The sequence below is a fragment of the Legionella longbeachae genome (assembly GCF_004283175.1).
Lineage (GTDB): Bacteria > Pseudomonadota > Gammaproteobacteria > Legionellales > Legionellaceae > Legionella > Legionella longbeachae.
Genome location: NZ_RXNW01000005.1, coordinates 177789 through 190451, shown reverse-complemented (window position 1 = coordinate 190451; position 12663 = coordinate 177789). Strand labels below are relative to the sequence as shown.

Here is a 12663-nt window from a genome sequence, read left to right as displayed (position 1 = left end):
GAATAAATTATCATTGAACACCATTCGTCCATTTTAATCCCTCTACTTTTTGCTACACATGTTAGCTTACACCATGCATGCGAATGACCTCCCAAGCCTAGTTTCTTAAACTCCCAACCATTGTCAATGGCATATTTGATTGATATCTCGATATCCTTGTCTGTATGTCTTGGGCGAGTCTTTTTTAACATAATCCATTCTCTTCTGTATCCTTAATAGTATAGACTAATAAATACCAGATCCTTCTTTAGAGAATTCTGATTTACAGAGCTAAAAGCCACCAAACAGCAACCAAATTATTTCTATATCTAATAGTAATAGTCCTGTTTAGAATGAAAAAGTTCAACTTCATTCGCTCTAATTATATCTGGAAGGTTATTTATGATTTCCTTGTCAACTATATCGAACTCATTAATTAATCTAGCTAGTCTAGTACTTAACCAATTACAATCCCAGAGCTCCATTTTCTTACCATTCACTTTCTTACATAGAGTTTCTTCATATTTAAACTCCTTAAAAAATTGCAGAGACACTCGCTGAAGCCAAATTTCTAAATGTCCAGTATTAGGCGTCATTTCAAATTTTTTGTGAATTTTTTTAATTAATTCCTTTTTTTTCTTCTTATATTTAATCTTTGAAATTAAACAACTTATAATCGCAGCACAATCAGGATAAGCACGAGGGTTTTTTTGTGCAATATCAACAGCAATTCCAAGTAAAGCCTCAACATTATCAACACCCTTTTTTCTTTGAGAAAGCCTTTTATAGTATGCTTTTAAAGCTTTTATTACACTTCCAGAGTTTGGATACTCTCTAGAAAAAGAGTGAATAATCAGCAAATGTTTTTGTAGGTTTTTGTCAAAATGCTTTTTATTAATCCAAAATAATTTATCTGGCTTAATTGACTCAGTTATAATGTCATAACTAACAGAAGTCTTTCCTGGATTCAATTTTAAGTTTAATTCAGCTAATATCTCACAAAGATATTTAACTATTACATCTCCAGTGATAGGGTTATTTACAAAAATCCTATAATCATCTCTATACCTTAATATAAAATATTCTCCTAAAAACTCTTTTTGAAACTCAGTACTATTTAATTTTTCAGCAAGTAATTCATCAGAATAACCCAAAACAATTTCAGCTATAAAGTCCATCAAGGCTGAGCCTTGAGGAACCCCATTTGTTTGACCATGATGCATATCTTGTAAAAGGTTATCAATTTTATTTCCTAACAAGGTCTTATCTTTCTGATTTTGTTTAGCAAAATTTTTGCCATGAATTGCCCATGCAATTGAATGTGTATAAATCGAGCTATAACAGTCTGTTATATCTGTCTTTATTATATATTGGAAATCTAAAGCTAATTCCAATGATTTTTGCTCGACAGAAATCCACCAATTCGTTACTTGCTCTGCCTTATCAGAAGTAGTTAAATTTGAGCGAAGAGGAATACTTAAACAATTAATATGTTCATCAGAGGAAAAACGCCTAAATCGGGATTGAATTTGCTTCCAGTTTTTACTTTCAGTAACCTGCTTCACCAGTTGTACATATAATGCTGGATGTATTAGTTGGAACGGCCTCCAAGAATATTTACTATCTTTATTATTTAGAATCTTATGATTAACATTTTCAAAGTCCCTAGGTTTTGCTCCATTATAAAAATCAGATAATTCTTTATTCTTAAGCTCCTTTTCAACCATTTTCAATAGAGGATCAAAATTTATATAATTTGGTAAATCAAAATTGCAATAGCTTTCTGCCTTTAAAAAATATTTTTTCGCTTGTGAAGCTGATAAGTCTAATACAGGTATTACTCCTTTTTTTAATCTACCAACCATCTTTTATATTCCATTATTAAATCTATTGACTTATTTTTAGTTTAGTCAATTTCAAATAATCCTGCGTCACTGCAATTTATGTGCAGTGACGCAGACTATAATTCCAAAAATTCAAATTTAAAATCAGACAATTAACAAATAAAATTCAATCCCACACCACAGGATTGAACAAAATATTCCTCCAAAACCTATTGCCCCAAGATCTCACCTTTGCTAAATTTTTCATAAGCATAACTGATGAGCCTGTGCAACTCAGGCGAAACCTTCGGGTCTTATGCTAAGCCACTCTCATCCCATAACCTGTGGCTGGACGTCTAGTCGGGAATCTGTAGTTCTAGGATAGGCTACCATCGGGTAGATAAGTTAATAATCACTTCTTTATTAACCATGGATCAGCGGCAGCTGCTGTTGGATTGCCGTGCGTTTTTGTATTTAAACAATAAGGAGATAAACCACTAAAAAACCGTTTCACCAAATAATCATTAACATTTGATTTGCCCCACCATTTCGAGCCTTGCAGCGCAAGCTGGATATCCTCTTTGAGTGAATCGCTCGACTAACACTAAACCAAAGACAGGGCAAATAAATTGATTGAATAGAACTATGCGCAAACACTCTTTAAGACAAATAGCGAGCCAGTATCTGGATCATGATAATAGCGGTAGCCCTCGTGGCAAAAAATATCGTCGCTTTGTTATTCTTAGGATGATTGAGGATCTCTTTGTCCTTGGGCTTGCACCATCCAATTGGTCTGGTTTGACACCAATCCATTTGCAGCAACTGATTCAACACTGGCATAAGAAAAAAGTTAAACCTTCGACTCTGATGAATTACATGACCATCATCCGAAAATTTCTAAACCATGTTGGTCATAATGCTGAGAATATTGATAATCTCAGTCTTGGTTTGCAAACTAAGAAAATTAAGAAGAAAACTCGGAAATCCCCTACTGATTTATTAGAGAAGCTCAATGATCCTGTAGCCAAAATCCTTTTAGGCTTTCAAATTCATTTTGGCTTGACTTTGAGCGAAGCCATGCGAATTTTGCCCGGGGTGCATATTCAAAAACATGAATTATTACTAACTCGAGAAATCACTTTTAATAGCAAAGATAGGAAAATTCCTATTCGCTCTGAAACTCAAATAAAGCTTATACAGGATTTTAATCTATTAACCCAAGGGAACGGCTGTCTTATCACTACTCATGGCTATAGAGCTATCTGTTTTGGCTGGCAAAAGGCTATGAAGTCCTTAAGACTCTCTGGAAAGAAATGCTGGCGTTATCTTTATGCTCAGCAATTAAGTTCGCAATTATCCTCTCAAATATCCCATTACTGTTTGTCCTTACTCATCATGGATGAAATGGGTCTGAAATCCCGTACCACACTTTGGAGTTATCTTAATGAGCAATAAACTACGCAGTGCACTTTATTCAGTACATCAATTGATTAAACAAATGCAAGGTTATTCCTATGCCAGTAAGGCAGACATGAAACATATGATTAATCGCTGCATGAAAGATCTACACGAATTGGGTTTTAAAGTAGGTCATTTAAATGGCCTAAAGCCTAAACATATCTATGTACTTGTTGAACATTGGAAGAAGCAAGGCAAGAGTCCAGCAACTATAAAAAATTATATGTCCAAATTGCGTAAACTCGCTTATTTTCTGGATAAACCTAAGCTGGTTAAAACGGGTAATGACTCTTATCAAATTGATAAACGCACTTATATTCCCACTCAAAACAAAGCCATCCACCATATCGACTTAAACTTATGTACCGATCCGCACATACGCCTTTCACTTGAAGCACAAATGCTTTTTGGTTTACGTAGAGAGGAGTCAATGAAATTTGTAGTCAGTGAAGCTTGGCATGGTGATTGTTTGCATATAAAACCCAGTTGGACAAAGGGTGGTATTGGTCGATTGCTTAAAATTACTAATGAGGCGCAAATGAAATGGTTACAAACAGTCTGGAAACAGATAAGACGCGGTGAGTCACTAATCCCTGCGGAAAGAACCTATAAACAGCATTTAAGTCATTATCAGCAACAAGCCAAGTTAATGGGAGTCTGTAAACTACATGGCCTGCGTCATGCTTATGCCCAACGACGGTATGCCGAATTGACCAAAGAGATTGATCCTTTAAAGGTTGGGTTAATCTGCCCGATAGCTGGAGGAAAAGCTACAGAGGAACTCAATCATCAAGAAAAGCAAATTGATAGGCGAGCGAGATCAATTATTAGCCGTGAACTTGGTCATTCTCGCTTGAATATTACTAAGACTTATCTAGGATAGACTTTTGCTAATAGCGCATAACAATATAGAGACATCCTACCTCAAATATTCATATTACGTTGCAGCAATCCAGGTTCCTTAATGCAGAATTAAAAATATTTATTCTCTGGGCAATATTTGATCATTTTTTTATAAATAAATATAATGGCGTTCAATTTGAAACATATAACCATTAAGTTGGTTATTGTATGTTATTGTATATGAGACATTATGAAATTAAGTGTAATTAAGTTATTTATATTAGTTATAATTTTGTTTGGAATAAATAATACTTTCGCTTCTGATCAATATACGGCAATTACTAAAAACACTGATGTTGAGAATAAATTCCTTCCAGATGAGCTAATATTAGAAAATTGTTTAGATAAAGAAATAATACATAAAATAAGTCAGCTTGATTTAATGTTTAAACAAGTTGCGAGTTTAAACTCCCCGAGTAATTTCAAACAAACTTTATTAACATTCATTGATAAAAATAAATTAACCAACCCTGAAATGAATCTGTTAATTTCTAGATCTAAAAAAACAGATTTATGTGGAGCCAACGCAAATTTAGCTTTGAGTTTCTACCATACAGCACTAGAGATTGTTGAGGCTAAAAAAGAAAATAAATTAAAAAATAGTTCAAAATATATGGAAAAAGCTCTCAGTATTTACAGAAAATATGCCAATCAAGGTTCAGTTGGCTCAATAAAATTACTATGTGTACCTGATCATTGGATCGTTGAATCAGTAGATCCTCTTTCTAAAAAAACCTGTCTAAAAGCCATTTATTTAAAAGATATCAATTTATCTGGCGTTGAAAAAGCTAAGATGTTTACCGCTGTTTATAATGCCTATTGGCTGCCTATTCAAAAATATTTACCACAAAGAGCTGAACTTTGCCTCTATTTTGCGAATGATAAAAATATCATGAATTACTTAAACAGCATGTTAAAGCAACGTAATATAGATATGTGTAATGTTGAATTTATTCAATATGGGGAAAAATTATTTTCAAATAAGCAATATCAAGATGCATTTAAGTATTTATCAATTTTTGATCAGTCATCAAATAAGACAGGTATACCTCAATTCGAATTAGGTTATATGTATCAAACAGGTAGTGGGATTCCGCAAAATTACTCTTATGCCATTGATTGGTACACAAAAGCATGTGCTAATGGAAGTAATCCAGAAGCTCAATATAATTTGGGAATGATGTACTTGAATGGTCATGGTGTACTGCAAAATTATACGATTGCTCATGCTCTTTATAATATGGCATCTGCAAATGGACTAAAAGACGCAGGCTCAATTAGAGATGCCTTAGCCAAAAAGATGACTAATGAACAAATTGAAAGAGCGCAGGTATTAGCAAATGATTGGATTAAAAATTGGCCGAAGAAACTATCAATATAGCAGCCCAATATGGATAAGTATTAAATTAAACAATCAACTTGGATTGTTCCATAAATTCATTAGCATTGTTTGAATTTTGGCAGCTCTAGACGTAAATGAATCTGGTAATTGATAATATCCATTGGGAGATTCTTTACCTACTACGACAAGTTGATGTTTCATTTTATCGTTTTGGGGCACCTGCCGCCTGACAAAAATTGTCTCAGCCGGAATATTTTTATCATGCTTGTTGATATCAATAAAATCACTAAAATCAGGCCGATTTATTAACATATTCAGAACACTTTCTACAGATAAATTAAAATGCCTCCACTCCATACTAGCGAAGCCTGAATTAGGTTCCAATCGAGAACCTACAGCACCTATAACTCCATTTGTGCAAATACTCATTCTTGTATGATAGCTAGAACTAAATATTTGGAGGGTAGATACCTTACCTTTATTTGGTTCTAATCTGTTAATATTAATTATTTCTTCCATAAAAGTACGTACTTGCCTACCTACCGCTAAACAACCGACCCACTGCGCAGGTGCTACCGTTTTAATTTTATGATCTGTTATGTTTGTTTCTGGAAAGGCTGTTATAGCTGTTTTTTTTAATTTTTCCTCCACTGGATCCATTTCTCTAATAAAATATGCAACATCATATAAAACTTCGTTTTCAAATATAAATGACGCATAAGTGTTAACTGGTCGAAATCCATTCGCAAAACAGTTTTTAGGTCCTATCCATATTTGAAAATCTAATCTAGAAAATGGAGATGGTATTTGTGCAAGATCAAATACGACTTCCCTACTGTTAACTGATGCCTCATCAAGCCACTCAATTTCTGGCGGACTAAATTTAAGTAAGGCTATTGGTTCTGGAAGGCATATTAAGGGGTAAAACTGATCGTTTTTTATTATTCTTTGATTCTCTTTTCTTGAAACAGCTCCAGAAGGATGATAATGAAGTTGATTACCTACTGAATTTACTTTTGGACTTGAATCAATTTTTAAATTATCACTAGAGTAAATTAAATTTCCCGAATCTACGAGCATGGTGTTATTTACTTTTTTGCGACATCTAACATAAATTGACTCATCCTTCTCAATACTATGTCCCATTATTCCATAACGTTTTCCATTATATAAAACTGTAAATTTATATTCTTCTTTAGGCTTTGCCATAATTATTAGTACCTACTCATGAGGTGGGATCCAAAACAAAAGTACACCCAGAAGTACACCTAGCAGAATTTTTTATTTTTAAGGGGTTTAACTAAGAAGATGCAACTTACTGATTATAAAGGGGATTTTATGGTCGGGACGGAAGGATTTGAACCTTCGACCACTAGCACCCCATGCTAGTACGCTACCAGGCTGCGCTACGCCCCGACTGGTGGCAAATAATAGCGAAGTCTGGAGGAAATAACAAGAGCAAGATTTATTTATTCAAGAAATCCATTATGAGTCCATTGGGAATTGAACCAAGACTTTCAATACAGTTAAACAGATTTTCTATTTACTTTTTATAACAAAACCCATGTGTAGGCACTCCAATTTTCATTTTCATGAAATCAGGATAACATAATCAAAGTGTCTCTTAATTTGCTGTGGCTATGCTCCTTTTCCCCCATTAATTAGGACCATGATTTTGAGAAACAGAAACCCTGACCTTTGCATTTAGTACATCATCCGCTAAGGATTCAGAAAAATCGAAAGACTCCATAATCGTTTTGAATTGTTGATTTTTCTCTAAAAATTTAATAACGGCCTCGGCAGTCTGTTCATCTTCTGGAAAATTAATTAACGCCTGATACGCTTCTAATAAATCACGATCCTGAGCATCAATTTCTTTTTCTATTTCACAAACTTGTTCCATTGAATCGGCTGAATCTAATTCAGTTTTAAAATGAGCCTTTTGTTTTTCAATAAGCTCGGTGATTGGCTTTAAGACCGTAATGGAATGTATAAATTTTTTTGCAAGAGTATATTTGGGTTCGGGTAATTCATCTTTTAAAAGAGAGAAACTTAACCGCTCTTTATTTTTTAAAATTTTATTCGTTATAATTTGGTTAAAACTTAGAACGTTAGTCAAGGACTGAAACTCGCTTTTATCTTTAATATCTTGTATCAGAATATTTTTTATATTTTGATTCAATCCCTTCATTTCATTTATAAGAAATTTATCAAGGTCTGATTCTGTTTTAATAATGTCATTAACAATTTTAAAAAACTCGGGGAATGAACTGGCAGCGTCTAGTTTTTCGCCAAGCTGTAAAAGCTCTTTATTGTATTTTTCTATATCTAATTGAACACTATCAAGATTCTGAAGGATTAACTCCGCTTTTTGCTTGTTATCTGCTTCATTTAATAATTTTGTAGTTTGCATATTTCTATCCTCTCAATAAATATTGCTTTCTATCGCTCTTATTTGCTTTGGAATCCCTTCCGTAGCCTATCTTGATTGTCTTGTTGAATTTCTTCTTTTGCTTCTTCTTTAAAAAACGTCACATTTTTTTGCTGATTTGCTTTACGAATATGCTCGGGAACTTCTTCTTCAAAACTTCTTATGGCCTCTTCTTTATGAGAGTCCTCTATAATCTCTCTTTCGGCTCTTGTCTCAATCATTGCTTTTTTGCCTTCGTCAACAAGCTCTTTGAGTTTTGTAGCCCACTCGGGTACTTCTGGTGGAGCCCCCAAACTGCTGTCTTGTCCACCTACATAAGGATTTGGTTTAAATTCCGATTGGTAAGTTTGTCGCGTAGCACCAATTTCTGAAAGTAAACCACGACTCCCCCCTTTTTCTCGATACTTTAAAAGAGCCTTATATTGTTTTTCTATTTCTTGAAGCTTTTGGGTTAATTCAAGTTGCAAATCGGAGGAAACTCCTTTTTCTAATGCCTCCTCAATTTCTTTTCTTGCCCGATCATAATCAATGGTTAATTCACTTACATTAATACGGCAGGGTTCTTGTTGATGGCCAAATAGCATCAATTCTATCACATCTCCTGTATTTAACCGCTGAGAAGGATCTTGCATATATTCCTCGTGTTTCGATAAACTTCCTTCTAGTTTTATATGCCAATCGGCATAAAATTGAGCAAACCGCTCTTCAATTTTCTCGATTTCACCCTCATTAAAGAATTGAGCAAATGCTTCCGTTTCTTTTAAAGCCTCCATGTGTTGGTTAAAATCCTCAGGAGTATAGGGTTGGTTATTTTTTAAACGATAGTGGTTATGATTATGAAGTGATTCAATTTCCAGATGATGCATTAACTTTAGATGGACTGAATTACTACCACGATAATATAAATCACAACCGTTTGTCACTTTTTTATGTGCCTGTGCCGCAGCATGATAAAGTATATCTCTAAATTCTTGAGGATATTGATCCATAACACCTGGCTTCCAGAAATACCAGGTCAAACTATGGGCTTTGACTTGTAAGGCAATACGTATCTCAATTTCCTTACCCTCATCAAACATTTCATAAACTTCCCCTTTTGTTCGTCGAAAGATACGATTTGGAAATTTATTTATCAATTTATTGTACTCTTCCTCATTACCTGCCTTTACATAGGTCTGTAATTGCTTCAAAACACCATCATTTTTATGTATATACTCTTCTTCATCACCTCCGTAAGATGTATAAAGAGTAGTTCGCTGGGTTTTCTCGAGTAATATAAAAAATGGCGTATGTTTACCCTGTTTAGGTCTTTCTATCACTATCTTTTCATCCATAGTAACCTCTACGTTAAAATCATTAACTTTATGATTAATTATAGAGCAATAAGGGTTTTATTTATAAAATTAGATTTTGTAATGCCATCTCTGGAAAAACGAAGTGAAATAAAGTATTTGATTTACTAAGACTATATTTGTAAAAAAATATTGCTAGATGAAAAATCTTTGAATATCCAGGTTAAGCTCGTTATAATAAAAAAAACACCAATTCACCACCTGGCATATGATTGAAAAAATGATTCAAGAGGACTTCCTTAACACCCCCATTAAAAAATACAAAGGAGATGTTGCACCTGATCTCTCTGAGAGTGAATTGGCGGAGCTTATCAATCGAATAAAATCCTACATAGAACTAGACAGTTTATCAGAACTTGAGCTCGAACAGAGTAACACCTTTTATTGGCTGACCTATGGTTTGTCTCATGCCATGAAAAATAAAAATTTCTCAATTTCTTATGAAATCGCATCGATCTTTTATAAAATAAGCAAGCAATATCCTCATCTTGCAATAACGATGCTTGGAAAAACAATTGATTTCGGTGAATTTAAAGGTCAAACCGGGATTTTTGTTTGGATGGATCGACTCTACAGCGCAACATTCAATTCTATTTTTTCTCCAACCTTAGTCGCTTTTAATACAATTTTTTCTCATTTGCTTGAGCAGGAAGGCAATGCATTTTCATCAATTATGGTTAAACCTATTGAAAGTGGCTTTACAAGCGGAACAAATGCCTTATTAAACCTTATTTATGCATTAAAAAATGCATCTGAATATGATTGCAACCAATCGATAACACATTTAATTGCAGAGCTCTTAGCGAAGTTTATCAACCAATCTCCTAATGAAATAGGATTTGTCTTAACCCAGGAAATTACTAAAGGTACTTTTTCAGGAACCAGGTATATGGACTTTATAATACCTACACTTGCGCGATGCTCTCAAGACAATATTGATGCTGTAGACGCTATTTGTAAAATTCTTTTAATAGTAAATGAAAAGCATCCCCAACCATTAATGGACTCACTTACTAAAATCGCTCAAAGTGGCTACAATCAAGGAATGCATGCGTTCCATATTATTTTCACAGCACTTGTTTCCGCATCCTACATTGAAAATAATACAAAAATGTTCAACCTACTTGTTGATCTGATCCACAAATTTTTTAAAAAATCACCAGATTCAATAAGCTCGGCATTAACTCAACCAATTAAGACAGGAATACGAACAGGTGAAAATGGCGTTATGCATCTTGTTCAGGCATTAACTATTGCTATGGATCGAAATATTGATACTTCCACGATAACAAACTTATTATTAAAAATAATTGAGCACAATGGTAATGATCTTGCAGAAGCATTTAATAGTAAGGCTGTAAGTAAAAATACTTTTTATCTAGTTACCGCCTTATCGAAATTAGAAAGCAAGCTAAATAAGGAGCAAACTACAGACATTCAAAAAACTGAGCTTGAAGGCATCGTAAAAAAGCTCTTGGAAATTAATTCGCATCATAGGACGAACATTTAAGTTTTTTCTCCAACTAAGGATCTTAGCTGGAGCATTCAACCCATTTAGATTAAAAAATCATCGTGGGTCTAAGTGGTGAGTATTTTGCTTGGACTCAATATTTTAAGCATGTAATGTTAAACTTAAGAAAAGACCCTGAAATGAGAAGTTATTAGTTTCATTTCCTGCAATCCTTTGAGGACCTAAATTACCTATACCGGTAAATCCCCTAAGTGTATCCATCGCACTAAAATATTCATTAATTTGATATCCTACTGCAGCAGTCCAAGTAGAAGCATTATGCAATTGGTGGGTATAATCTAAACCAATTTTTCCTGTAACACTATTTACAACTCGATTGCGCTTAGGCCAGTTAAAACTCAGATTAGTTCCAAGAAAAACAGCTGAATAAGACTGCATTGACCCTGCCATCAGTGCATAATCAAAATATCCAAGCAAGCCAAATCCATTCCATAAATTATAGTGGCCATCCAAACCAAAAAGTGGTCCGGCTCCACTAAATTTACTGTTCAAATCTCCAGGAGCTGCAAAAGTTAACTCATGTTTAATTTGCGCATATCGTACCCCTAAAGAAGGACGGATAGTGAATACCCCAGAAGTATCGCTGTATTTTCTTCCCGCTTTAACATCTACTTGATCGACTCTGTAACTTAAATATGCATCGCTGACCAATCCTGGATCAAAATCGACAGGAATAGTGGCATCAGGAAATAAGATACTTCCAAATAAAATGGAACCATTTGCAAAAGTATTTACTGCATGGGTTTTGTTATTTAAATAAAGATAACTGACTTCAACATTATTAGCGGTCATAGGTATATCATAACCTAAGGCCACACTACCAGCCCATTGATAGCCTGGATTAAAAGGCTTGCTTTGCGCCTGGGAACTACCCGGAGCCTCAAATAACCAACTGTCAGTCACTAAACCCAGTCCCGTTTCACTTGGTTGCACATAATAACCAGTTCCATTAACATATAATCCGCCAGGACTCTTGAATGCACAAAGCATGCTTGAACAAACTGGACCATCCTTATCTAAGATAGGTGGGGTAGCAGCAAATGCTGTATTTGCCAGGAAGAGGCCACTAATAACTAGTGGGTAAAACTTACATGTCATCTTTCACTCCTTGTTTATTTTCTTAATTAACTTACTCATTTTAAATAATAATTACAATTAATTTATTTAAATAAATTTACTCGTATGATGGAAACTTGGGTAATTCGCATCGGTAAATAGTGTCTGCCAACTGCTCTTTAAATCAAGGTTTATTGACCATAAAGTTTCCCCCAGTACATGTCGCGCTTTATGCGCGACATCGAGAATTGCAAAAGGTCAAGCCTAATATTGGTTACTATTCATCCAGCATAAACCTGAGAAATATTATGGTTCTATAATAATGTTTTAATTTTTTTCACTTCAGATTTTGAATGTACGATTTGTATGTATTGATTGCAACTAAGTAATTCTGCATATTGCAAATCAGCGACTGCATTATTTAAGATCCCTTTAGCAGAATTTGGCTCATCTTCCATAATTAAAACAGCTGCTGCATTTACTTGCATTGATGCCATAAGAAGTTTATCAACGCATTGATTTCTATACTGTTTTTCCGAGGCCGAAATAATGACTCGGGATAACTGATAACATTGATTGGCTAAAAGTTCTTTACTGAGCCCAGACTGGGCGTCCATGCTAAATAGGATTAAACTGCAAATTAAAGATTTTTTCAAAATCATTTTATACATAGATACTCCTGTAAGTTGCCGACAAACCCGCCGTTACTTCACACAATCCCTATGAAGTAAGTTCTACTGAATAATCAATAACACTCTCAAATTCATTAATATTGCTAAATTGACACA

At 34.3% G+C, this 12663-nt stretch carries 10 protein-coding genes and 1 tRNA gene; 4 read left to right on the top strand and 7 right to left on the bottom strand.

Annotated features, from left to right (window positions below):
• Positions 1-308: 308 nt before the first annotated feature.
• Positions 309-1844 (bottom strand): RNA-directed DNA polymerase, encoded by a 1536-nt coding sequence (locus EKG34_RS06870; protein ID WP_027266339.1) that lies wholly within the window; start codon positions 1842-1844, stop codon positions 309-311.
• A 603-nt stretch (positions 1845-2447) separates the two neighbouring features.
• Between EKG34_RS06870 and EKG34_RS06865 the strand changes: the two genes are divergently transcribed.
• From EKG34_RS06865 to EKG34_RS06855, 3 genes are all read left to right on the top strand, one after another.
• Positions 2448-3257: a phage integrase N-terminal domain-containing protein gene (locus tag EKG34_RS06865; RefSeq protein WP_080619826.1), complete on the top strand. Its 810-nt coding sequence runs from the start codon at positions 2448-2450 to the stop codon at positions 3255-3257.
• Positions 3247-4143 (top strand): phage integrase N-terminal domain-containing protein, encoded by an 897-nt coding sequence (locus tag EKG34_RS06860; protein WP_080619827.1) that lies wholly within the window; start codon positions 3247-3249, stop codon positions 4141-4143. Before EKG34_RS06865 ends, EKG34_RS06860 begins: the two co-directional genes overlap by 11 nt.
• Before the next feature lie 210 nt (positions 4144-4353).
• The gene (locus EKG34_RS06855; RefSeq protein WP_080619828.1) at positions 4354-5544 is read left to right on the top strand and encodes a tetratricopeptide repeat protein; all 1191 of its coding nucleotides are present in this window, start codon (positions 4354-4356) and stop codon (positions 5542-5544) included.
• Positions 5545-5577: 33 nt separating this feature from the next.
• On the opposite strand, the gene EKG34_RS06850 is transcribed toward EKG34_RS06855, so the two are convergent.
• From EKG34_RS06850 to EKG34_RS06835, 4 genes are all read right to left on the bottom strand, one after another.
• On the bottom strand, positions 5578-6714 hold the full coding sequence (locus EKG34_RS06850; RefSeq protein WP_080619829.1) for a hypothetical protein: 1137 nt from the start codon (positions 6712-6714) through the stop codon (positions 5578-5580).
• Positions 6715-6844: 130 nt separating this feature from the next.
• Positions 6845-6921: transfer RNA gene (locus EKG34_RS06845), tRNA-Pro, on the bottom strand.
• A gap of 241 nt (positions 6922-7162) precedes the next feature.
• Complete coding sequence (locus EKG34_RS06840; RefSeq protein WP_003632867.1) at positions 7163-7918, bottom strand: hypothetical protein; 756 nt, start codon at positions 7916-7918, stop codon at positions 7163-7165.
• A 38-nt stretch (positions 7919-7956) separates the two neighbouring features.
• Positions 7957-9270: a hypothetical protein gene (locus EKG34_RS06835; RefSeq protein ID WP_003632868.1), complete on the bottom strand. Its 1314-nt coding sequence runs from the start codon at positions 9268-9270 to the stop codon at positions 7957-7959.
• Positions 9271-9508: 238 nt separating this feature from the next.
• Here EKG34_RS06835 and EKG34_RS06830 point away from each other — a divergent pair, with 238 nt between their 5' ends.
• Entirely contained in the window at positions 9509-10798 is a 1290-nt protein-coding gene (locus EKG34_RS06830) for a hypothetical protein (RefSeq protein WP_223800100.1), read from the top strand.
• 102 nt (positions 10799-10900) lie between these two features.
• On the opposite strand, the gene EKG34_RS06825 is transcribed toward EKG34_RS06830, so the two are convergent.
• Positions 10901-11917, bottom strand: a complete 1017-nt coding sequence (locus EKG34_RS06825) for an Lpg1974 family pore-forming outer membrane protein (protein WP_003632870.1) — start codon at positions 11915-11917, stop codon at positions 10901-10903.
• 272 nt (positions 11918-12189) lie between these two features.
• The gene (locus EKG34_RS06820; RefSeq protein WP_003632871.1) at positions 12190-12546 is read right to left on the bottom strand and encodes a hypothetical protein; all 357 of its coding nucleotides are present in this window, start codon (positions 12544-12546) and stop codon (positions 12190-12192) included.
• Between the last annotated feature and the right edge of the window lie 117 nt (positions 12547-12663).

Bases quoted from the DNA above. Each gene is read 5' to 3' on its own strand.
- EKG34_RS06850 (WP_080619829.1), bottom strand. From the start codon at position 6,714: ATGGCAAAGCCTAAAGAAGAATATAAATTTACAGTTTTATATAATGGA.
- EKG34_RS06840 (WP_003632867.1), bottom strand. From the start codon at position 7,918: ATGCAAACTACAAAATTATTAAATGAAGCAGATAACAAGCAAAAAGCG.
- EKG34_RS06830 (WP_223800100.1), top strand. From the start codon at position 9,509: ATGATTCAAGAGGACTTCCTTAACACCCCCATTAAAAAATACAAAGGA.
- EKG34_RS06860 (WP_080619827.1), top strand. From the start codon at position 3,247: ATGAGCAATAAACTACGCAGTGCACTTTATTCAGTACATCAATTGATT.
- EKG34_RS06825 (WP_003632870.1), bottom strand. From the start codon at position 11,917: ATGACATGTAAGTTTTACCCACTAGTTATTAGTGGCCTCTTCCTGGCA.
- EKG34_RS06835 (WP_003632868.1), bottom strand. From the start codon at position 9,270: ATGGATGAAAAGATAGTGATAGAAAGACCTAAACAGGGTAAACATACG.
- EKG34_RS06865 (WP_080619826.1), top strand. From the start codon at position 2,448: ATGCGCAAACACTCTTTAAGACAAATAGCGAGCCAGTATCTGGATCAT.
- EKG34_RS06855 (WP_080619828.1), top strand. From the start codon at position 4,354: ATGAAATTAAGTGTAATTAAGTTATTTATATTAGTTATAATTTTGTTT.
- EKG34_RS06870 (WP_027266339.1), bottom strand. From the start codon at position 1,844: ATGGTTGGTAGATTAAAAAAAGGAGTAATACCTGTATTAGACTTATCA.
- EKG34_RS06820 (WP_003632871.1), bottom strand. From the start codon at position 12,546: ATGTATAAAATGATTTTGAAAAAATCTTTAATTTGCAGTTTAATCCTA.